This is a genomic window from Gilliamella sp. W8145, assembly GCF_016101145.1.
GTDB lineage: Bacteria > Pseudomonadota > Gammaproteobacteria > Enterobacterales > Orbaceae > Gilliamella > Gilliamella apis_A.
In genome coordinates this window covers 1-20882 of sequence record NZ_JACFRC010000004.1, presented here as the reverse complement: position 1 = coordinate 20882, position 20882 = coordinate 1, and the positions used below count along the sequence as shown (strand labels likewise).

General features: G+C 33.5%; 20 protein-coding genes. 14 read left to right on the top strand and 6 right to left on the bottom strand.

What is annotated here, in order from left to right; translation table 11 throughout:
- Positions 1–113 precede the first annotated feature (113 nt).
- Entirely contained in the window at positions 114–1721 is a 1608-nt protein-coding gene (locus H3T80_RS10325) for an NAD+ synthase (RefSeq protein WP_367274797.1), read from the top strand.
- Positions 1722–1744: 23 nt separating this feature from the next.
- Positions 1745–2083, top strand: a complete 339-nt coding sequence (glnB, locus tag H3T80_RS10320) for a nitrogen regulatory protein P-II (RefSeq protein ID WP_065577823.1) — start codon at positions 1745–1747, stop codon at positions 2081–2083.
- Here the strand turns inward: glnB and H3T80_RS10315 are convergent.
- Entirely contained in the window at positions 2076–2717 is a 642-nt protein-coding gene (locus H3T80_RS10315; RefSeq protein WP_198201627.1) for a hypothetical protein, read from the bottom strand. The two genes, glnB and H3T80_RS10315, sit on opposite strands and share 8 nt — an antisense overlap.
- A gap of 337 nt (positions 2718–3054) precedes the next feature.
- Between H3T80_RS10315 and H3T80_RS10310 the strand changes: the two genes are divergently transcribed.
- Positions 3055–3672 carry a TfoX/Sxy family DNA transformation protein gene (locus H3T80_RS10310; protein ID WP_198201626.1) on the top strand — a complete coding sequence of 206 codons (618 nt, stop codon included), beginning with the start codon at positions 3055–3057 and terminating at the stop codon, positions 3670–3672.
- Between the two features lie 98 nt (positions 3673–3770).
- Here H3T80_RS10310 and rhlB read toward each other — a convergent pair whose 3' ends face one another.
- Entirely contained in the window at positions 3771–4997 is a 1227-nt protein-coding gene (gene rhlB, locus H3T80_RS10305) for an ATP-dependent RNA helicase RhlB (protein ID WP_110447034.1), read from the bottom strand.
- Positions 4998–5150: 153 nt separating this feature from the next.
- Between rhlB and trxA the strand changes: the two genes are divergently transcribed.
- The 5 genes from trxA to nrdG all read left to right on the top strand — a co-directional run bounded on the left by trxA (position 5151) and on the right by nrdG (position 11652).
- On the top strand, positions 5151–5477 hold the full coding sequence (gene trxA / locus H3T80_RS10300; protein WP_198201625.1) for a thioredoxin TrxA: 327 nt from the start codon (positions 5151–5153) through the stop codon (positions 5475–5477).
- Positions 5478–5802: 325 nt separating this feature from the next.
- On the top strand, positions 5803–7065 hold the full coding sequence (gene rho / locus H3T80_RS10295; protein ID WP_065577819.1) for a transcription termination factor Rho: 1263 nt from the start codon (positions 5803–5805) through the stop codon (positions 7063–7065).
- A 178-nt stretch (positions 7066–7243) separates the two neighbouring features.
- Complete coding sequence (gene gndA / locus H3T80_RS10290; RefSeq protein ID WP_198201624.1) at positions 7244–8659, top strand: NADP-dependent phosphogluconate dehydrogenase; 1416 nt, start codon at positions 7244–7246, stop codon at positions 8657–8659.
- A gap of 375 nt (positions 8660–9034) precedes the next feature.
- Positions 9035–11170: an anaerobic ribonucleoside-triphosphate reductase gene (gene nrdD, locus H3T80_RS10285; RefSeq protein ID WP_198201623.1), complete on the top strand. Its 2136-nt coding sequence runs from the start codon at positions 9035–9037 to the stop codon at positions 11168–11170.
- 17 nt (positions 11171–11187) lie between these two features.
- A complete protein-coding gene (nrdG, locus tag H3T80_RS10280) occupies positions 11188–11652 on the top strand; it encodes an anaerobic ribonucleoside-triphosphate reductase-activating protein (RefSeq protein ID WP_086359305.1) in 465 nt (154 codons plus the stop codon).
- A 2-nt stretch (positions 11653–11654) separates the two neighbouring features.
- Here nrdG and can read toward each other — a convergent pair whose 3' ends face one another.
- The 4 genes from can to H3T80_RS10260 all read right to left on the bottom strand — a co-directional run bounded on the left by can (position 11655) and on the right by H3T80_RS10260 (position 14833).
- Positions 11655–12314 carry a carbonate dehydratase gene (gene can, locus H3T80_RS10275; protein ID WP_086321232.1) on the bottom strand — a complete coding sequence of 220 codons (660 nt, stop codon included), beginning with the start codon at positions 12312–12314 and terminating at the stop codon, positions 11655–11657.
- Between the two features lie 56 nt (positions 12315–12370).
- Positions 12371–13429 carry an FAD-binding protein gene (locus H3T80_RS10270; protein ID WP_198201622.1) on the bottom strand — a complete coding sequence of 353 codons (1059 nt, stop codon included), beginning with the start codon at positions 13427–13429 and terminating at the stop codon, positions 12371–12373.
- Between the two features lie 154 nt (positions 13430–13583).
- Positions 13584–14618: a GTP-binding protein gene (locus H3T80_RS10265; protein ID WP_198201621.1), complete on the bottom strand. Its 1035-nt coding sequence runs from the start codon at positions 14616–14618 to the stop codon at positions 13584–13586.
- 17 nt (positions 14619–14635) lie between these two features.
- Positions 14636–14833: a YbdD/YjiX family protein gene (locus H3T80_RS10260; protein ID WP_034883017.1), complete on the bottom strand. Its 198-nt coding sequence runs from the start codon at positions 14831–14833 to the stop codon at positions 14636–14638.
- Positions 14834–15138: 305 nt separating this feature from the next.
- On the opposite strand from H3T80_RS10260, the gene murA reads away from it, so the two are divergent.
- The 6 genes from murA (at position 15139) to H3T80_RS10230 (ending at position 20628) form a co-directional block, all read left to right on the top strand.
- The gene (gene murA, locus H3T80_RS10255; RefSeq protein WP_086364376.1) at positions 15139–16392 is read left to right on the top strand and encodes a UDP-N-acetylglucosamine 1-carboxyvinyltransferase; all 1254 of its coding nucleotides are present in this window, start codon (positions 15139–15141) and stop codon (positions 16390–16392) included.
- Positions 16393–16445: 53 nt separating this feature from the next.
- Complete coding sequence (locus H3T80_RS10250) at positions 16446–17021, top strand: DJ-1 family glyoxalase III (protein ID WP_198201620.1); 576 nt, start codon at positions 16446–16448, stop codon at positions 17019–17021.
- 11 nt (positions 17022–17032) lie between these two features.
- A complete protein-coding gene (locus tag H3T80_RS10245) occupies positions 17033–17929 on the top strand; it encodes a cation diffusion facilitator family transporter (RefSeq protein WP_198201619.1) in 897 nt (298 codons plus the stop codon).
- 93 nt (positions 17930–18022) lie between these two features.
- A complete protein-coding gene (gene pfkA / locus H3T80_RS10240) occupies positions 18023–18985 on the top strand; it encodes a 6-phosphofructokinase (RefSeq protein WP_110447042.1) in 963 nt (320 codons plus the stop codon).
- A 169-nt stretch (positions 18986–19154) separates the two neighbouring features.
- Positions 19155–19406, top strand: a complete 252-nt coding sequence (locus tag H3T80_RS10235; RefSeq protein ID WP_110447043.1) for a GNAT family N-acetyltransferase — start codon at positions 19155–19157, stop codon at positions 19404–19406.
- A 151-nt stretch (positions 19407–19557) separates the two neighbouring features.
- Positions 19558–20628, top strand: coding sequence for an acyltransferase (locus H3T80_RS10230; protein ID WP_198201618.1), 1071 nt, complete (start codon positions 19558–19560; stop codon positions 20626–20628).
- Positions 20629–20882: the final 254 nt, after the last annotated feature.

The following is a 20882-nucleotide window of genomic DNA, read 5'->3' as shown; positions in this document are numbered from 1 at the left end:
AATTATTTCCCAACAAGTTTATGCCAATTTAATATTGCATGTTAACGATAAAAAAGTGGCAGCGCAACTTAGAATCATTTAAACTTACTGCCAATTTTTATCTGTAATGTTGAATTTATATGTCCTTATCTTTCGTATTAGCACAAAAAAATTGGCGTGTAGGTGATATTGAAGGTAATACTCAGCAAATCATTGAATTGATGCAACGCCATTCATCTCATGATCTTATTATTTTCTCTGAACTTGCAATTTGTGGTTATCCTCCAGAAGATCTAATTTATCGTGATGACTTTAAAAATCGTTGCCAACAAGCGCTATCGGCCATCAAACAAGCTAGTCGACAATGTGGAGTAATTGTTGGTCATCCTCATTGGCAAGATGGTTTGGTTTATAACTCATTGTCACTATTTTTCGATGGACAACAATTAGCGTGTTATCACAAACAGCAATTACCTAATTATGATGTATTTGATGAAAAACGCTATTTTGCTGCTGGTGAGCAAACTTGTGTGGTTGATTTTAAAGGTAAAAAAGTTGGCTTATTAATCTGTGAAGATCTTTGGCAATGTGAACCGATTGATCGAATTGCAGCAAACAGTGCCGACTTGGTTATTTCGATTAATGCTTCACCGTATGCTTATGAAAAACCGCAGTATCGTCAAGAACTTATTAAACAACATGCAGTAAGAACCGCATTACCAATTGTGTATGTGAATCAAATTGGTGGTCAAGATGAGCTTGTTTTTGATGGTAGTTCATTTGTCTGTAACGAAAAGGGTGATATCGTCCATCGATTAAATTCGTTTGAAGAGCAAATTTCTATTTTTCTGCTCAATGATAATTATAAACCAATACCTAGCCTTAAAGACGATCCATTAGCGGCTGTTTATGATGCGTTAGTACTTGCAACGCGTGATTATATTACTAAAAATGGTTTCCAAGGTGCGGTATTAGGGTTATCAGGTGGCATTGATTCAGCGTTAACTTTAGCTATTGCGGTTGATGCGTTGGGTAAAGATAAAGTACAGGCTGTTATGATGCCATTTCGTTATACGGCTGATATTAGTATCGCTGATGCAAAGGAAGAGGCGGAAATATTGGGGGTTGAGTTTGATATTATTTCAATTGAACCGATGTTTGATGCCTTCATGACCTCTTTAACACCGATGTTTTTAGGTACTGCAAAAGATACTACCGAAGAAAACTTACAAGCACGTTGTCGGGGTGTTATTTTAATGGCTTTGTCAAATAAACGTCGTAGGCTCGTATTAACAACAGGTAATAAAAGTGAAATGTCTGTCGGATATGCAACACTTTATGGTGATATGGCGGGTGGTTTTGATGTACTTAAAGATGTACCTAAAACTATGGTATTTGCATTGTCTAAATATCGAAATAGTCGCTCTTATGTTATTCCAGAACGTGTGATTACTCGTCCTCCATCAGCTGAGCTTGCTCCAGATCAAAAAGATGAAGACAGCTTACCACCTTATGATATTTTAGATGGAATATTAAAGGGTTATGTTGAAAAGGATTTTTCGATTGAACAACTAGTTGCACAAGGTTATGATGAAGAGACAATAAGACGTGTTATTAGATTAGTTGATATTAATGAATATAAAAGACGACAATCAGCAGTAGGTCCAAAAATTACTGCTCGTAACTTTGGTAAAGGCAGACGCTATCCAATTACTTCTGCTTTTGGATTTAAGAATTGGTAATCTCGAATTAAGGGTAAAGAGATATGAAAAAAATTGAGGCAATCATCAAACCTTTTAAATTAGATGATATTCGAGAAGCACTCGCTGATCAAGGTATTACAGGTATGACAGTGACTGAAGTGAAAGGTTTTGGCCGTCAAAAAGGACATACTGAACTTTATCGTGGTGCAGAATATATGGTTGATTTTTTACCTAAAGTAAAAATAGAACTTGTTGTACCTGATGATATTTTAGAAACCTGTATTGAAACTATCATGAAAACAGCGCAAACAGGTAAAATTGGTGATGGTAAAATATTCGTTTATAACGTAGAACAGGTGATTCGTATTCGTACTGGCGAGATGGATGAATCGGCTATTTAATAACTTTATTTGCATAAATATCAGGGCGTTCTTGCTTAAGTAGATTATTAGTAACAACGCCTTGAATTGAACAAATCAAAAGATGCATATTCTCACCTTTTTCAATTAATAATAATTTTTCAGTTGTATTTGGTGCGGGAATTGTTTTTACACCAACAACAGAGCCGGTATTTTTATGCCAAACTTGAATATCATCATTAATACTTCGAATTTTTGGATTAGCGATATAGAGTAGGTTATCTTCCATATTTTTCCATTCTAAAAAATCTAAGCTATCGCGGATTTGGTTGATATCATTTTCAATAATGAAACCCCAAAAATAATATTTCCCCATTTTTTTTAAATCCATAGCACTATCATAGTAACCAATAAGCTTAAGATTTTTATATGCGATAGGGCTTTGAAAATAGATGAAGTTTTTTGTCGGATCACTACGGTTTTCAACCGGAATATAGGCTTGGTTCTGATTAAAAGTTTCAACGTTAGTGTGATTTTTTAGCTCATCTTTGTAATCATATACATGTTTAAAAAAATCAGGATTACAAGATGTTAATGCTTCTATCAGAGCTAATTTGTCGGCTGATGCGGTTGATGCAAGAAACAAAAACAGTAATATAAAAACGTTTTTAAACATGTTGATTCATCTTGACAAAAATATCTACCATTAAATTAACTATTATTGATTGTATAATTATTACAACATAATAACAATGTAAAAACAGCTTTTCTTTTTTAAAGAAATATTAAGAGATGCTGCAAATTTAAACGATTAAAAAAGTCATAATTTTTTAGAACAAAAAAATATAATTAATCAAGTATAAATATTATTAATGTTCATTTATGGAAGGCAGATCCCATATTTATCAATTTATATCAAATAATCATTTAAATATCAAAGAAATTGCTATAGTTTAACATAAAAACACTCCCACTAAAATTACTTAAACGAGTAAGTTAAAAAGGAACTTATTATGCGTAGAAAATTAGCGGAAAAAATAAAACAAGAGTTTTCTGGTTTTAAAGACGTTTCGATAAGATCGTTTTTTGGCGGATTTAGTCTTAATAGTGAGTCAACTATGTTTGGGTGGGTTGATCAAAAAAATTTTTATTTAAGAGCTCATCCTAATTATCGATCTCTTTTTATTGATCTAGGGATGAAGCCTCTTAATTTAGTTTTTGATGGTTCAAATAAATTACTTGATTATTATAAAGTTGGTGACGATCTGTTGACAGATCGTAAGAAGTTACATGATATTGTGAAAATAGTTATTGAGTATGCTAAACAAGATCAAAACGAAAAATTAGCAAAAACACAAAATCGTTTAAAAGCGTTACCGAATATGACGGTATCCTTAGAAAAACTAATGATAAGTGTTGATATTACTGATATTCAGAGCTTTAAAAGAATAGGTTATTTGGAAACTTATTACCGAATTAAGCATAAGAATCCGAAACTTTCGCTTAATATTTTATTTGGGTTATATGGCGCATTATCTGGCCAACATATGGCATTATTATCTCAAGAATTAAAAAAAGAAATAAAATTAGCTTATCAGGAGTTTTTGCAAACTAAGCAACATATTGATTAGTTGTCTGTTTATCTTATAAGTTCAATACCATCATTAAAGTTATTAACTTAATGATGGTAATGAATTAACTCTTATTTAAGCAGATAGCAGCTACCTTGTTATGATGGCTTTCTACGAGTTGTTCTTTTGAAAGGTCTTGGTGTCGGTAGATCGGTGAGTAATGCTTGAGGATCATATTGACTAACCGGAATAGCGTGATCAATCGCTTTTTCAATAGCTGGTAGGTTTTGAGAGTAACGCTCACAAGCTAATGAAATTGAATAACCTTCAGCACCAGCACGGCCAGTACGACCAATTCGATGTCGATAATCATCACAATCATCAGGCAGATCATAATTAAAAACGTGAGTTACATTTGGAATATGTAAACCTCGTGCAGCAACATCCGTTGCGACTAATATATCAAGATCACCTTGAGTGAATTTATCAAGAATAGATAAACGTTTTTTTTGTGCTATATCTCCCGTCAATAAGCCGACACGATGACCGTCAGCCACTAAATGGCGCCAAATTTTTTCACAAGCAACTTTAGTATTTGCAAATACAATACAGCGATCTGGCCATTCTTCTTCAATTAACGTTTGTAGTAAAGCTAATTTATCCTCATTTGATGGGAAAAATAGTTCTTCTTTAATTCTATGACCAATTTTTTGTTCAGGTTCAACTTCAATATATTGTGGTTCATTCATATATTCAAAAGCAAGTTCACGAACATTATGGGTTAACGTTGCTGAAAATAACATAGTGAGGCGTTTTTTAGGCGATGTCATATGTTTAAATATCCAACGAATATCACGGATAAAACCTAAATCAAACATACGATCTGCTTCATCAAGAACGGCAACCTGAATTGCCTCTAAGTTAATATAATCTTGTTTTGCATAATCAATTAGTCGACCAGTGGTAGCAATTAATATATCAACACCAGCAGACAACATTTTTAATTGTTTATCATAACCATCACCTCCATAAGCTAAGCCTAATTTGAAGCCAGTTTGTTCTGAAAGTGTTTGTGCATCATGATAAATTTGTACCACTAATTCACGTGTTGGCGCAATAATGATAGCTCGTGGCTGATTCGGCTTATGATCGGCTAATGGATCATTATTCAATAAATGATTAAATGTTGAAGCCAAAAACGCAATCGTTTTACCCGTACCAGTTTGTCCTTGTCCTGCAATGTCAATTCCTTTTGAGGTTAATGGTAATGTTTGTTCTTGAATTGGGGTACAGTAAACGAAACCTTTTTTCTCCAATGCTTTTATAATTAATGGATGCAGGGAAAATTGATTGAAAGTTGTTTTTGTAAGATATGATTGAATCATTATTGTTTAAAGTATAATTATCAGAATTTGTTAATTGTAACATACTAAATATAACAACTTCACTAATAATTATATCCTATTATAATAATTACTAGCAGTAGATATGAAAATATCCTAATATAATTTCAGATAAATTCCTTAGGAGATAATTAAATGAGTCATAGCATTGTTTCACTTTCTGAAGCTACATTTGATAATACAATTAACGAATCAACAAAACCTGTATTAGTTGATTTTTGGGCTGAATGGTGTGGACCTTGTAAAATGGTTGCCCCTATTTTAGAGGAAATCGCTCAAGAGTATGGTGATAAAATTATTATTGCTAAATTAAACGTAGAACAAAATCCAAATATAGCGCCAAAATTTGGTATTCGTGGTATTCCAACATTATTAATTTTTAAAAATGGTGAAGTAGTAGCTACTCAAGTGGGTGCATTATCAAAAGCACAACTTAAAGCATTTATCGATCCACAACTTTAATTTGTTCAATAAATATAAATAATAAGCGTTTATAATGGCGCTTATTATTTTTATTTCCATAAAATATAATTAAAAATATAGACAGCCTTATAATTTTAGTGTAAATTGCTAAAATTCTTACAGAAACCCCTTTCAGCAATCCATTGTTTTTCTTGATAAAGTGGTGAAATTCAATATCCAATCGCGTAATTATCATCAAAAGCTAAGTAATAATTAATTTTATACATTGCTAGAAAGAGAAATTTTTATAAGTAAATGAAAGAAATATACAACAAAAGCAGTAATTGCAAACATATCAATTTTATCCTCAAGAATTTTTAAAACTATGAATTTAACTGAATTAAAAAACACATCTGTTGCCGAGCTTGTAGCGCTTGGTGAGAAAAAAATGGGGCTTGAAAATCTTGCCCGTCTTAGAAAACAAGATATTATCTTTGCAATCTTAAAACAGCACGCTAAAAGTGGTGAAGATATTTTTGGCGACGGTGTTCTAGAGATTTTGCAAGATGGTTTTGGCTTTTTACGTTCTGCTGATAGTTCTTATTTAGCAGGGCCTGATGATATATATGTTTCACCAAGTCAAATTAGGCGCTTTAATTTAAGAACTGGCGATACTATAGCTGGTAAAATTAGACCGCCAAAAGAAGGCGAGCGTTATTTTGCTTTATTAAAAGTAAATGAAGTTAACCACGATAAACCTGAAGATGCTCGCAATAAGATCCTTTTTGAAAACTTAACTCCTCTACATCCAAATTCTCGCTTACGTATGGAACGTGGCAATGGCTCAACCGAAGATATTACCGCAAGAGTACTTGATTTAGCCTCTCCAATTGGTAAAGGTCAACGTGGTTTGATTGTTGCGCCACCTAAAGCGGGTAAAACCATGTTACTACAAAACATTGCTCAAAGTTTAGCGGTTAATCACCCTGAGTGTGAATTAGTCGTATTGATGATCGATGAGCGACCAGAAGAAGTGACTGAAATGCAACGCCTAGTTAAAGGTGAAGTCGTGGCTTCTACGTTTGATGAACCAGCGGCAAGACATGTTCAAGTCGCCGAAATGGTAATTGAACGTGCAAAACGTTTGGTCGAGCACAAAAAAGATGTCATTATTTTATTGGATTCAATTACTCGTTTAGCGCGTGCATACAATACTGTTATCCCATCATCAGGCAAAGTATTAACAGGTGGTGTTGATGCTAATGCCTTACATCGTCCTAAGCGCTTTTTTGGCGCTGCTCGTAATGTGGAAGAAGGTGGTAGTTTAACCATTATAGCGACGGCTCTAATTGATACCGGTTCTAAAATGGATGAAGTTATTTACGAAGAGTTTAAAGGTACTGGTAATATGGAAGTACATTTATCGCGTAAAATTGCTGAACGTCGCGTATTTCCTGCTATTGACTTTAACCGTTCAGGTACTCGTAAAGAAGATTTAATGACTTCTCCTGACGAATTACAAAAAATGTGGATTTTACGTAAAATTCTCAATCCAATGGGCGAAATTGACGCAATGGAATTCTTAATCGACAAACTTGCCATGACTAAAACTAATGACGAGTTTTTTGAAATGATGAAACGCTCATAATTTGCTTTGTTTAAAGCAATTTAATTAAAGTTATGAAAAAAAGCCGTATTAAGTATTGATACGGCTTTTTTTATGGCAGAATGTAATCTAATTGCGACTAAATAATTGTGTTAGCGCAGTAATATCAAATCTTGTAAGGTTATAAAGATTAAATCAAGTAAAGTAGAGGAGCCAAATTATGTCTAAACAACAAATCGGTGTCATCGGAATGGCCGTTATGGGGCGAAACCTAGCACTGAATATTGAAAGTCGTGGATTTTCAGTATCAATTTACAATCGCTCTAGAGATAAAACAGAAGAGGTTATAGCTGAACATTCTGATAAACGATTGGTTCCTTATTATAGTATTGAAGATTTTGTTAATTCTTTGGAAAAACCTCGCCGTATCCTAATTATGGTGCAAGCAGGTAAAGGTACTGATGCTGTCATTGATGAACTCAGACCCTTGTTAGATAAAGGTGATATTATTATTGATGGTGGTAATGCTTATTTTGAGGATACAATTCGTCGTAATAAAATGTTATCCGATGAAGGCTTTAATTTTATTGGGACAGGAGTCTCTGGTGGAGAAGAAGGCGCATTAAAAGGGCCATCAATTATGCCTGGCGGTCAAAAAGAAGCTTATGAACTTGTTGCGCCAATTTTAGAAAAAATTGCTGCAAAAGCAAATGGGGAACCTTGTGTAGCTTATATAGGCCCTGATGGAGCCGGACATTATGTCAAAATGGCTCACAACGGCATTGAATATGGTGATATGCAATTAATCGCTGAAAGCTATAGTGTATTAAAACATGTAGGTGGATTAACTAATGATGAACTTTCTGACGTTTTTTCTGATTGGAATAAAGGCGAGTTAGATAGTTATTTAACCGAAATTACCGCAGATATTTTTAAATATAAAGATGAAAATGGCGATTATTTGGTTGATAAGATTCTGGATGCAGCAGGTAATAAAGGTACTGGCAAATGGACAAGCCAAAGTGCATTAGATTTAGGCGAACCATTATCTTTAATTACTGAATCGGTATTTGCACGTTATATTTCAGCGATTAAGGATCAACGTGTTGCTGCTTCAAAAGTACTAAAAGGCCCTAGTAAAGAGGTATTTATAGGAGATAAGCAAGTATTAATTGAAAAAGTTCGTAAAGCGCTTTATATGGGGAAAATTATCTCTTATGCACAAGGGTTTGCTCAATTAAAAGCTGCATCAGAACATTATAATTGGCAACTAAATTATGGTGAAATCGCTAAGATTTTTAGAGCAGGTTGTATTATTCGCGCACAATTTTTACAAAAAATTACTGATGCTTATAGTGAAAATAATAATATTGATAATTTACTTTTAGCACCATATTTTTCTAAAACCGTTGAAGTCTATCAACAATCATTGCGTGATGTAATTTGTTTAGCTGTTTCGCAAGGTATTGCTGTTCCTACACTGTCGGCTGCAATCGCATATTATGACAGTTATCGTTCAGCAGTGTTACCCGCAAATTTGATTCAAGCCCAACGAGATTATTTTGGTGCGCACACTTATAAACGAATCGATAAAGAGGGTGTGTTCCATACTGATTGGTTAAATATTGAATCTTAATTTTGATAAATATCTATACTTTTTCTTATATAAGAGTGCAAAATTAATTTGCACTCTAACAAAATTTATTCACCTTTTATATCCTATTTATCCAAATTTTTTTAATGCTATTCACCGGAAGACTTGTGATTATTGGCGTTTGCTTTGTCAAGTAAATTATTTTTTTAAAAAACTAGAAAAACACAATATATGGCGTATAATTCAAACATATTTACTACATATAGTGTTTTCTAAAGCGATGTGAAAATCCGAGTTTATATCCAAAAGCCTCATATTTTAATAAAAAATCAATAGTTTTGAATAAGTACATTAACTATTAAGGTCGATAAAAACTCATGCTAAGCGCTAACTATTAATGAATATTGAGGAGTATATATGCCCGTAGTAATCAAACGTGATGGTTGTCAGACTGCATTTAATGAGACTCGTATTAAGGATGCTATTATAAGAGCAGCTGTTGCGGCTAATGTTAATGATCCAGATTATTGTGCAGCGGTGGCTCGCGTAGTGACTAATCAAATGATGGATCGTGAAAGTGTCGATATTAATGAAATTCAAAATGTTGTTGAAAATCAACTAATGTCAGGCCCTTATAAAAAATTAGCGAGAACCTATATTGAATATCGACATGATCGTGATCGTGCTCGTGAAGAACGTAGCCGTTTAAATCAAGATATTCGTGGGCTAATAGAACAAAGTAATGTCGCTATTTTGAACGAAAATGCGAATAAAGATAGTAAAGTCATTCCTACTCAACGCGATTTATTAGCAGGTATTGTTGCTCGGCATTATGCGAAACAATATTTATTACCAAAGGATATTTCGCGCGCGCATGATAGTGGTGAAATACATTATCATGACCTTGATTATGCTCCATTTTTCCCAATGTTTAACTGTATGTTAATTGATTTAGATGGCATGTTAACTAATGGTTTTAAAATGGGTAATGCTGAAATTGAACCGCCAAAATCTATTGCCACAGCAACAGCAGTAACGGCTCAAATTATTGCGCAAGTTGCTAGTCATATTTATGGTGGTACCACCATTAATCGTATTGATGAAATTTTAGCAAAATTTGTCACTATTAGTTATCAAAAACATAAGCAAGTTGCTGAAGAATGGAATATCCCAAATCCAGAGGCTTATGCAGAAAGTCGTACCCAAAAAGAGTGTTATGATGCATTTCAATCTTTAGAATATGAAGTAAATACTTTGCATACTGCTAATGGACAAACTCCATTTGTTACATTTGGGTTTGGTTTAGGAACAAGCTGGGAATCAAGGTTAATTCAAGAATCAATTTTAAAAGTGCGCATAAAAGGGTTAGGTAAAAATCATAAAACGGCGGTATTCCCTAAATTAGTGTTTGCCATTAAAGATGGTATTAATCACAAACAAGGTGATGCTAATTATGATATTAAACAGTTAGCGTTAGAGTGTGCAAGTAAACGTATGTATCCAGATATTTTAAACTACGATAAAGTTGTTGAAGTAACTGGATCATTTAAAACGCCAATGGGATGCCGTAGCTTTTTAGGTGTTTATGAAGAAGATGGTCAACAAATTCATGATGGTCGGAATAATTTAGGTGTCATTAGTCTTAACTTACCTCGTATCGCTATTGAAGCTAAAGGTGATGAAGCTCGTTTCTGGGAAATTTTAGACAAACGTTTAGCACTTTGTAAAAAGGCATTGATGACTCGTATTGCTCGTCTCGATGGTGTCAAAGCTCGTGTTGCTCCGATTTTATATATGGAAGGTGCTTGTGGTGTTCGCTTAAAAGAAGATGATAATGTTTCTGAAATCTTTAAAAATGGCCGTGCATCAATCTCTTTAGGTTATATTGGTCTGCATGAAACTTTAAATGCACTTTATGGTAACCAAACTCATCCATTCGATAGTGAAACCTTACGTAATAAAGGTGTAGCAATCGTTGAACATTTAGCTAAAGCGGTTGAACAATGGAAAAAAGAGACTGGTTATGGATTTAGCTTATATAGTACACCGAGTGAAAACTTATGCGACCGATTCTGCCGTTTAGATACTTCTGAATTTGGTATTATTCCTGGAGTAACAGATAAAGGTTATTATACTAATAGTTTCCACCTTGATGTTGAGAAAAAAGTGAACCCATATGAAAAAATCGAATTTGAAAAACCTTATCCAGCAATAGCAAGCGGTGGTTTCATCTGTTACGGCGAATACCCTAACATGATTAATAATGTTAAAGCATTAGAAGATGTGTGGGACTACAGCTATACGCGTGTACCTTATTATGGTACCAATACGCCAATTGATGAATGTTATGAATGTGGTTATACCGGTGAATTTTCATGTACTAGCAAAGGTTTTGTTTGTCCTAGCTGTGGTAATCATGATTCAGCTAAAGTTTCTGTTACTCGTCGTGTTTGTGGATATTTAGGCAGTCCCGATGCTCGTCCATTTAATGCAGGTAAACAAGAAGAAGTCAAACGCCGAGTTAAACATTTAGATAATGGGCAAATAGGCTAATAAATTATTTTATCATTATGAATTATCATCGTTATTATCCTGTTGATGTGGTTAATGGTGAAGGGACTCGTTGTGCACTTTTTGTTGCAGGCTGTATACATCAATGTCCTGGCTGTTATAACAAAAGCACATGGGGAATAAACTCTGGTAAGCCATTTACACAATCACTTGAAGATCAAATTATTAAAGATTTACAAGATACTGAAATAAAACGCCAAGGATTATCGCTTTCTGGTGGTGATCCTTTGCACCCACAAAATGTCCCTGCCATTTTAAAACTGGTCAAACGAGTAAAAAATGAGTGTGATAATAAAGATATTTGGTTATGGACAGGCTATAAGCTTGATGAATTAACCGATGCTCAACAAGCTGTAGTTCCCTATATAGATGTTTTGATTGATGGAAAATTTGTGCAAGAACTGGCTGATCCCAAACTATTATGGCGAGGCAGCAGTAATCAAATTATCCATCGATTTAAGTAAAATTATTGTGATTTATGCAAATTTAATAGATAAGAAATTGCTTCTCGATAATTGATTTCAAGGTTTTCACTACTTGATGATGTAATATGTAAGTCAGTAATCTTGCCATTATCAATCCCATAAACCCAACCATGTAAATTAACTTTTTTGCCTCTTTGCCATGCGGATTGAATAACGGTTGAATGTCCTAGATTATAAACTTGTTCAATAACATTAAGCTCACATAAAATATCTAAACGAATATCGGCAGGAAACTCACCGATTAAAGAACTATAACGGAACCATAAGTCGCGAATATGTAATAACCAATTGTTAATTAGACCTAGATCGGGGTTTTCGACTGCAGCTTTAATTCCACCACAACCTAAGTGTCCACAAATGATAATATCTTCTATCTCAAGTACATCAACGGCATATTGCACGACAGATAAACAGTTAAGATCGGTATGGATAACCAAATTACCAACATTACGGTGAACAAATAATTCTCCGGGTTTTAATTTAATCAATTTTTCAGCGGGCACTCGACTATCAGAACAGCCAATCCATAAAAATTTTGGGTTCTGAGCAACGGCAAGCTGTTTAAAAAAATCAGGATCTTCTTGTTCTATTTTTTCTGACCATTCGTGATTAAAGCGAATAAGATCGCTAACATCAAACATAATGTCTATTCCTTGTTATATTTCATTGTTAGAAACATTTGCTAATTTGGTATTAACTAAATTGTTTTTATATGCTGAATTTTACTTTTCATTATTAACTTTCGCCATATTGGCGTAGTAAGAATTTTTGCTTTAATAATTTTGCTATATAGTTTAAAGCGTAAAGGCATTGTTTTTTGATAATAATGTTTATTAGGTTTTGCTACGCCACTATTTAATATTTTGCTAAGAATTTCAGCGCTATCAAGTGCATAACTGATACCTTCTAGCGAGCTAGCACTAATAAAACCAGCTGCTTCACCAATTAAAAATATATTTTCATTACCAGTATAAAAATCTCGGAATCGATTTGGGTAAACAACAAGACACTTTTCGGTTTTTAAAGGTTCGCCAAAAATAAAACCTTGTTGAGCTAATTTTTCTTTTAATAACTCGAAATGTTGATTGGCTGTCTTTTTAGGGAAGGCTCCACCAAAAATGAAATGTTTATTTTTGGAAATGCTCCACGCATAACAATTTGTGGTTTTATTATCAAAAATACAAGAATAAAAAGGAATTTTATGGTTGTCTGTAAACCATTGTTGGATAGCAACATATTGTCTAATAGAATGATTAGGATAGCGCATACGTCGAACAACTGAATTTGCGCCATCAGCGCCAACTACATATCTAGCGGTAATCTTATGTTCAATTTTATTTTCATCAATATAAGTGACTTGATATCCATCAATGACTCTTCTGATTTCTTTGCATAGCGTATCATGTAACACATTGACACTATTTGGTATAAGCGACTTTAACCATAGGTCGAATTTATGTCGATCAAAACTGACATAACTGCGTTGATAATTACGGATCAGTTTCGTTTGCAGATCGATGGTTTTTACGCTGAAAATTTGCGGATCAGTTAATATATCCAATGGTAAATTTAGCTTTTGTCTTACAAACGCTTTTTGTGCATCATTAGCCAATAAGCCACCACATGGTTTTTGAAAACCTTCATCACCAGCTTGATGTTTTTTATCTAATGCAATGATCTTAAAAGATGAGCTAAGTAACCGAGCGAGCGTGCTACCGGCAGGTCCAAGTCCAATGATGGCAATATCGTAATCCATATTCTTGTGTTATCTGTTTTATTTGGTTGAAAGCTGACCATTTTACCATATTCGATAAAAAGGCAGTTAATAGTAAAATCGAAGATTTAGTCGATTTTACTAAAAAATTTTGAGGAAAGGGGTTTTTTAGTCGATTTTAATTAATTGTGATCAGTTAATTTGCTACCGTCTGTAAAAATTCCTTATTTAATTCATCAAATGGTAAAGTTCGACTAATCACAACTAAGCGAGATATTTTTTCGGAAGCTTGTTGCCATGGAGAACCGTAATCAAAACCGACAATTTTATGGACTCCTTGAACAATGAGCCTTTGGTTATTGTCTTTAATTGCAAGTATCCCTTTATAGCGCAGCATATCATTACCGTATTTATCAACTAGATTTTCCATAAATGAGCCAATCTTTTTAAGATCAAGTTCTCCAGCTTCAAAAAGATAGGAACAGATATCATCATTCCAGGATGAGGTTTGATATGGAATTATTTTAAAATTAGTTTCTAACTGTTTGGACGGATTAACAATAAAAAAACCTTTATTAAGAACTAATTCCTCATCTAAATCAAAAGCATGGATATCTAACCATTGTGATTTTGCAATTTTACCATTAATCGCTTGATAGATAGTTGCTTTACTATTAATTTTCTGAATGCGATTTAGAATTTCAATTTGTTGTTGTTCGGTGATGCAGTCGGTTTTAGATAAAATAATACGATCGGCAAAACCAATTTGAGAAACAGCAACTCGATGTTCATTTAAATGTTGCAAAATATGTTGAGAATCAACAATCGTAATAATTGCATCAAGTCTAATTGTTTCTCTAATTAGCTCATCAATAAAAAAAGTTTGAATAATAGGTGCCGGGTCGGCAAGCCCTGTGGTTTCGATAATAAGTCTATCAAATTGCAATTTTCCAGCTTGTCTTTCTGCGTGCAATTGATGGAGAGTTTTGGTCAGTTCACCTTGTACAGTGCAACAAATGCAACCATTGGTCATTTCAACAATTTGAATATCCTGATTCGGTGTAAGTAAATTGCTATCAAGATTTACTGGACCAAATTCATTTTCAATAATCATTATTTTTTCATTGTGATTATTTTCAAGCAGGTAATTGATGAGTGTTGTTTTTCCTGAACCGAGAAATCCAGTTAATAAGGTGACTGGTAATAAGGAAGTACTAATATCTTGTGTCATAAACTATTCCTTTCTATTTAACAACACTTAAAGCCACCTTTGCCGCTATAACGAGCATCTTGTCGTTCTTTAAAAAACTCTTCATAAGTCATAGGAGTTTGTTCTGGATGAGTTAGTTTCATATGTTGTACATACGTATCGTAATCGGGAATTCCAACCATTAGTTTGGCGGCTTGACCTAAATATTTTCCAGCTTTAGCGATTGAGTCAAACATATTTATCTCTTTTTATTAAATAAAGCAGTTAAGATTATTTTATTTTTTAATTAATTGATCTTTTCAAAAATATCAATCTCACTATAAATGCCGATGTGAAGTGAGTCAATCTCCGATTAACAATAATTTTAATCTAATTTATTAAATAAAATTTAGGATAAATAAAAGAGATATATCAAATAATTGAAATCGTGTTGAGTTGCTTTAGTGAAGATAAATTAGTGATTATATTTTGGTAAAATTCATTTATCTATTGATAAATAACTTCTATAATAACGGCCATTTAAAATGAATAAGAGTTAACAATGGAAAAGTTTCACGTTACTGGCCCTACTTCTTTAAATGGGGAAGTTGTCATTTCTGGCGCTAAAAATGCTGCGCTACCTATTTTATTTGCTGCAATTTTGGCTGAAAAGCCAGTTGAGTTGCAAAATGTTCCCAAATTAAAAGATATCGATACAACACTCGAATTGCTTGCGCAATTAGGCGTGAAATACCAACGTAACGGTTCTATTCATCTTGATGCTGGCCAAATTGACAATTATTGTGCACCTTATGAACTTGTCAAAACCATGCGTGCATCAATTTGGGCTTTAGGTCCACTGGTTGCTCGATTTGGACAAGGGCAAGTTTCATTACCGGGCGGATGTGCTATAGGTGCAAGACCTGTAGATTTGCATATTACAGGTTTACAACAGTTAGGTGCGACAATCACGTTAGATGAAGGATATGTTAAAGCATCAGTTAATGGTCGTTTGAAAGGTGCTCATATTGTTATGGATAAGGTGAGTGTTGGGGCGACAGTAACAATTATGTGCGCAGCAACCTTGGCCGAAGGTAAAACTATAATAGAAAATGCAGCTTGTGAGCCTGAAATTGTTGATACCGCAAAATTCTTAAATATGCTGGGCGCTAAAATTACCGGTGTTGGCACTATGCGTATTGAAATTGAAGGTGTCACTAGTCTGGGTGGTGGCGTACACGAAGTTGTTTCTGATCGTATTGAAACAGGAACATTTTTGGTTGCAGCTGCTATTTCAAGAGGTAAAATAACTTGTCGTAAAACTGATCCAAATTTATTAGATGCTGTGCTATCAAAATTGAAGGAAGCTGGTGCTAATATTGAAACAGGTGATGATTGGATCTGTTTAGATATGCAAGGCAAACGAGCAAAAGCTGTAAATATTCATACTGCACCACATCCAGGTTTTCCAACTGATATGCAAGCCCAATTTTCATTATTAAACATGGTGGCAGAAGGAACTGGAATTATCAAAGAAACGATTTTTGAAAATCGCTTTATGCATGTACCAGAGCTTATTCGTATGGGGGCTCATGGCGAAATCGAAGGTAATACATTAATTACTCATGGTGTCGAAAAACTTAGTGGTACTCAAGTTATGGCGACTGATTTACGAGCTTCAGCAAGTTTAGTTTTAGCAGGATGTATCGCTGAAGGTTCGACAGTTGTTGATCGTATTTACCATATTGATCGTGGATATGATAATATTGAAGAGAAGCTTAGAAAATTGGGCGCTAATATCGAACGAGTAAAATAGTTTTAATTTTTGACGCTGTTTAAACACAGCTATTAGATAAGAAGGAGTGTAATATGGCAAAGCAAGCATTAGTATTTTTATCGAATGGCTGTGAGGAAACCGAAGCTGTTACAACTATTGACTTATTAACTCGAGCCGGAATAAATGTCACTTACGCTAGCATCACCGAAGATAGACAAATTAAATGTTCTCGTGGAGTAACTATCTTAGCCCAAAAGGTATTTTCAGAAGTTAGTAATCTTGATTTTGATGTGATTATTTTACCTGGTGGATTAAAAGGAGCGGAAAACTTTCGCGACTCCCAACAATTAATTGAAAAATTAAAACAAGCACATCAAGCTGGCAATATAATTGCTGCTATTTGTGCATCTCCGGCAATGGTTCTGCAACATCATAATTTATTTCCAGATGCATATATGACCGGTTATCCAGAAACGAGAGATGCTTTTAAACATTGGAAATCGGATAGAGTTTATTTTGATGCACAAAATAGAATCATTACCAGTCAAGGTCCTGCAACGTCTATTGATTTTGCATTGAAAATTATTGAAATTCTATTAGATAAAAAAGCTGCAGCTCAAGTTGCTGCGCAACTGGTTCTACCACAAGGGATCGCATCCTACCAATAAATAGGTAACAAATGTCAAAATCACATTTGTACGAAAAGTTAATTAAAAGGGCAACATTAAGTGCCGTTTTAATTTCTGTTTTCCTAATTATTATAAAATTACTTACGTGCTGGTTTACTGGCTCGATGAGTTTATTTGCCTCTCTTTTAGATTCGAGTATTGATTTATTGGCATCTGGACTTAACTTTTTCTTAGTTCGTTATGCATTAAAACCGGCTGATGATGATCATACTTTTGGTCACGGAAAAGCCGAATCGTTGGCTGCATTAGCACAAAGCACCTTTATTATTGGTTCTGCAACTATTTTATTACTTTCAAGTATTAAATCTATTATTCATCCAGAAGCAATAGCTTCACCTTTATTAGGTATTGCTGTCTCTGTGATTTCAGTTATTGTGACAGGGGTATTAGTTTTATACCAAAAACATGTAATAAAACAGACTAAAAGCAAAGCAATTGAAGCTGATATGTTGCACTATTCTTCTGATATGTTTATGAATATTGCGGTTATTGTGGCTCTCTTTTTAAGTTGGTATGGTATTACTTATGCTGATGCCTGTTTTGCCTTTTTTATTGCGCTATATATTTTTTATAATGCTTATCAAATAGCTTATAGTGCAATTCAAGACTTATTAGATAAAGCCTTACCAGAAAGTGATAACCAAAAAATTAGTCAAATTGTTACTTCATACTCAAATGTACATGGTTTTCATGATCTGAAAACTCGACAAGCTGGGCCATTAAAATTTATACAATTGCATCTTGAATTAGACGATGATATGCCTTTAATCAAAGCGCATGCTGTCGCTGATGCAGTTGAAAAACATATTGCTCAAGAATTTGCGCCTGCAACAGTGATTATTCATCAAGATCCTGTTTCTGTTGTCCCCTTAGAAATGAATAAGTAGATAAACTAATCAAAATAGCCTCTAAACTTTTATTGTTAGTTAATTATTATGACCTTATAATAGCCGAAGGTTTATATATTGGAGTTATTTTGTATGATAAAAAAAATAGGTATTTTAACCAGTGGTGGTGATGCGCCAGGGATGAATGCAGCTATTCGAGGTGTTGTGAGAACCGCATTAACTGAAGGATTAGATGTTTTTGGCATTTATGATGGTTATTTAGGTCTGTGTGAAGATCGAATCGTTCAGTTAGATCGTTCTAGCGTTTCCGATATTATCACTCGTGGCGGTACATTCTTAGGATCAGCTAGATTTCCTGAATTTAAAGACCAAGAAGTTAGAAAAAAAGCGATCGCTAATTTAAAGAAACATCAAATCGATGCATTAGTTGTAATTGGCGGTGATGGTTCTTATATGGGGGCCATGCGTTTAACTGAAGAAGGTTTTCCATGTATTGGTTTACCTGGCACCATTGATAACGATATTCGTGGAACTGACTATACTATTGGTTATTTTACTGCTTTAGGCACCGCTGTAGAATCTATCGATAGATTAAGAGATACTTGTTCTTCACATCATCGAATCTCTGTGATTGAAATCATGGGCCGTGATTGCGGAGATTTGACACTAAATGCGGCAGTTGCTGGTGGTTGTGAGTTTATGATTATTCCTGAGGTTTCTTATACTAAAGAAGACTTAATTGAAGAGATAAAATTAGGTTTTGCTAAAGGTAAAAAACATGCGATAGTTACTGTGACTGAAAATATGTGTGATGTAAACCAATTGGCAAAGGATATTGAAGCTGCTGTTCATCATGAAACTCGAGCAACGATTTTGGGACATGTACAACGTGGTGGTTCACCAGTACCTTATGACCGAATTTTAGGTTCGCGCATGGGGGCTTATGCTGTTGAATTACTTATTAATGGTCATGCTGGACGTTGTGTAGGCATCCAAAATGGTAAATTAGTGCATCATGATATTATCGATGCGATTAATAATATGAAAAGACCATTTGATATGGATCTTTATAATACTGCAAAACGTTTATTCTAAAAATTGCTCTATTAATAATCAAATAAGATGTGGATAATTGATAAGATTAAGGTTTTAAATAGATATATCAATTATCCACCCTATTGATCTTATAAAGATTTTTTTATTAATAAATTTCTATAATTTTCTAGTCATGGTTCATTAATTTCGATAAAATTTTGAGGTTTTTATGACATTACAATATAAGCAAGAAGATGACCGTTTTTATGTTTGTAATGATAATAATCAAGAAATAGCTGAAATGACATTTACTCGAATTGGTGATGATAAGGCAACGATTAATCATACATATACTGATCCTGCTTATCGAGGGCATGGTATTGCAGACAAGTTACTTGAACTTGTCGTTAAAAAATTACAGCAAGAAAAGCGTGAAATTATACCTTTATGTTCGTTTGCTAAAAATAAATTAAATAATTAATTAAAATCAGTTTTATATATAGATCTTTTGTAATTCTCTCCAGCTTTTGTCAAGAAATATTTTATTGTTTTTCTATAATAATCCTAGTTTTTATTAGCAGATTTTATGCTAATGTATGCTAAATTTTCTTCGTTAAATTTAGTGTGTTAAAATGGCAACAGTCAAACCTCAAAAAATCCACTCTATCCATGTATTACGTGGCGTAGCTATCATTATGATCGTCTTTAGCCATTGCTTAGGTGTTTTTAAAAATAGTAATTTAATCGCTAATAGTTATTTATTTTCTTTTTTGAATTTATTTGCTTTTAACTTCACCACTTTTTTTGTTTTAATTGCGGGTTTTTTATTTCAACATTTAACATACAAATATAAGGTAAAGGAATATTATTTATCTAAATTCAAAACAGTTGTATGTCCATATATATCAGTATCAATATTCTGTTTTTTATACTTTCACTATCAGTCTTTATCTAGCTTACCTTTTTTTTCATCTACTGAACCGAGTGCGCTTGGTTCTATTGTCAAGATGATGTTGACTGGCACGCAACTGTTACCATTGTGGTTTATGCCGATGATTATCATGATTTTTGCAATCAGTCCTTTACTATATTCCTGGTCTCAAAAAAGTTTGATTGTTATTGGTCTGATATCAATGTTTTGGGTAGTTATGTTCACTAAACCTGATTATACCCGGCCGTTATTAAATTTGTTGCATTATGGACCGGTTTATTTAACGGGTATGATGATAAAACAGAATTATGAAAAAATTATGCAATTAGTTAAAGATAATCTATTGCTAGTAATTTTCTTTTTTGGTTTATGTTTTTGTATTCCATTTGCTTATCGTTATGTTGACTATTTAGGTGTTGAAAAACTTTATTATGATACATTACAAAAAATTATTTTATTTATTTTAGCGCTTTATTTTTTAGATGGTTTAAACCATAAGAATGAACATGGAAGAACATATAAGTTTTTTTCATATATGGCCAATATAAGTTTTCCAATTTACTTTATTCATGAAATTATCGTGTTACTTTTGGAACAACAAGTATTTAATTCACCAATAGCAGATGTAATTAGAACTGATGACGGACAATTAGCTTCACTTGGTGCAATTAGCTTTTTAATATCTACATTAACGATAAGTATCATTATAGCTAATCTGATAAAATGGGTATTTAAAGATAAAGCAAAATATTTAATTGGCGGTAATCGTTAAAATAAAATTGCTATTGAAAGAGAAAAAATAGTTTTTTTATTTTTTGGATGTTGAATAATGTGACTTATAGCAAAGTTTTGTTTTTTATTATGTTTATAATAATTGCTGGGGAAATATTATAAATATACCAATATGAGTATTGAACAAATAAAAAACAAACGGAATCGTGATTGCAATTTTTCACTTGCCAAAAAAAAAGAAGTGCCTATAATGCGCATCCACTGACACGGCGTCAGCGACAAGCAGACAAAACC

What these genes read in the sequence shown, in the direction of transcription:
- H3T80_RS10235 (WP_110447043.1), top strand. Translation starts at nt 19,155, where the DNA reads ATGACATTACAATATAAGCAAGAAGATGACCGTTTTTATGTTTGTAAT.
- gndA (WP_198201624.1), top strand. Translation starts at nt 7,244, where the DNA reads ATGTCTAAACAACAAATCGGTGTCATCGGAATGGCCGTTATGGGGCGA.
- trxA (WP_198201625.1), top strand. Translation starts at nt 5,151, where the DNA reads ATGAGTCATAGCATTGTTTCACTTTCTGAAGCTACATTTGATAATACA.
- H3T80_RS10245 (WP_198201619.1), top strand. Translation starts at nt 17,033, where the DNA reads ATGTCAAAATCACATTTGTACGAAAAGTTAATTAAAAGGGCAACATTA.
- H3T80_RS10265 (WP_198201621.1), bottom strand. Translation starts at nt 14,618, where the DNA reads ATGACACAAGATATTAGTACTTCCTTATTACCAGTCACCTTATTAACT.
- H3T80_RS10270 (WP_198201622.1), bottom strand. Translation starts at nt 13,429, where the DNA reads ATGGATTACGATATTGCCATCATTGGACTTGGACCTGCCGGTAGCACG.
- H3T80_RS10315 (WP_198201627.1), bottom strand. Translation starts at nt 2,717, where the DNA reads ATGTTTAAAAACGTTTTTATATTACTGTTTTTGTTTCTTGCATCAACC.
- rhlB (WP_110447034.1), bottom strand. Translation starts at nt 4,997, where the DNA reads ATGATTCAATCATATCTTACAAAAACAACTTTCAATCAATTTTCCCTG.
- murA (WP_086364376.1), top strand. Translation starts at nt 15,139, where the DNA reads ATGGAAAAGTTTCACGTTACTGGCCCTACTTCTTTAAATGGGGAAGTT.
- H3T80_RS10250 (WP_198201620.1), top strand. Translation starts at nt 16,446, where the DNA reads ATGGCAAAGCAAGCATTAGTATTTTTATCGAATGGCTGTGAGGAAACC.
- H3T80_RS10260 (WP_034883017.1), bottom strand. Translation starts at nt 14,833, where the DNA reads ATGTTTGACTCAATCGCTAAAGCTGGAAAATATTTAGGTCAAGCCGCC.
- pfkA (WP_110447042.1), top strand. Translation starts at nt 18,023, where the DNA reads ATGATAAAAAAAATAGGTATTTTAACCAGTGGTGGTGATGCGCCAGGG.
- nrdD (WP_198201623.1), top strand. Translation starts at nt 9,035, where the DNA reads ATGCCCGTAGTAATCAAACGTGATGGTTGTCAGACTGCATTTAATGAG.
- glnB (WP_065577823.1), top strand. Translation starts at nt 1,745, where the DNA reads ATGAAAAAAATTGAGGCAATCATCAAACCTTTTAAATTAGATGATATT.
- H3T80_RS10310 (WP_198201626.1), top strand. Translation starts at nt 3,055, where the DNA reads ATGCGTAGAAAATTAGCGGAAAAAATAAAACAAGAGTTTTCTGGTTTT.
- H3T80_RS10230 (WP_198201618.1), top strand. Translation starts at nt 19,558, where the DNA reads ATGGCAACAGTCAAACCTCAAAAAATCCACTCTATCCATGTATTACGT.
- nrdG (WP_086359305.1), top strand. Translation starts at nt 11,188, where the DNA reads ATGAATTATCATCGTTATTATCCTGTTGATGTGGTTAATGGTGAAGGG.
- rho (WP_065577819.1), top strand. Translation starts at nt 5,803, where the DNA reads ATGAATTTAACTGAATTAAAAAACACATCTGTTGCCGAGCTTGTAGCG.
- can (WP_086321232.1), bottom strand. Translation starts at nt 12,314, where the DNA reads ATGTTTGATGTTAGCGATCTTATTCGCTTTAATCACGAATGGTCAGAA.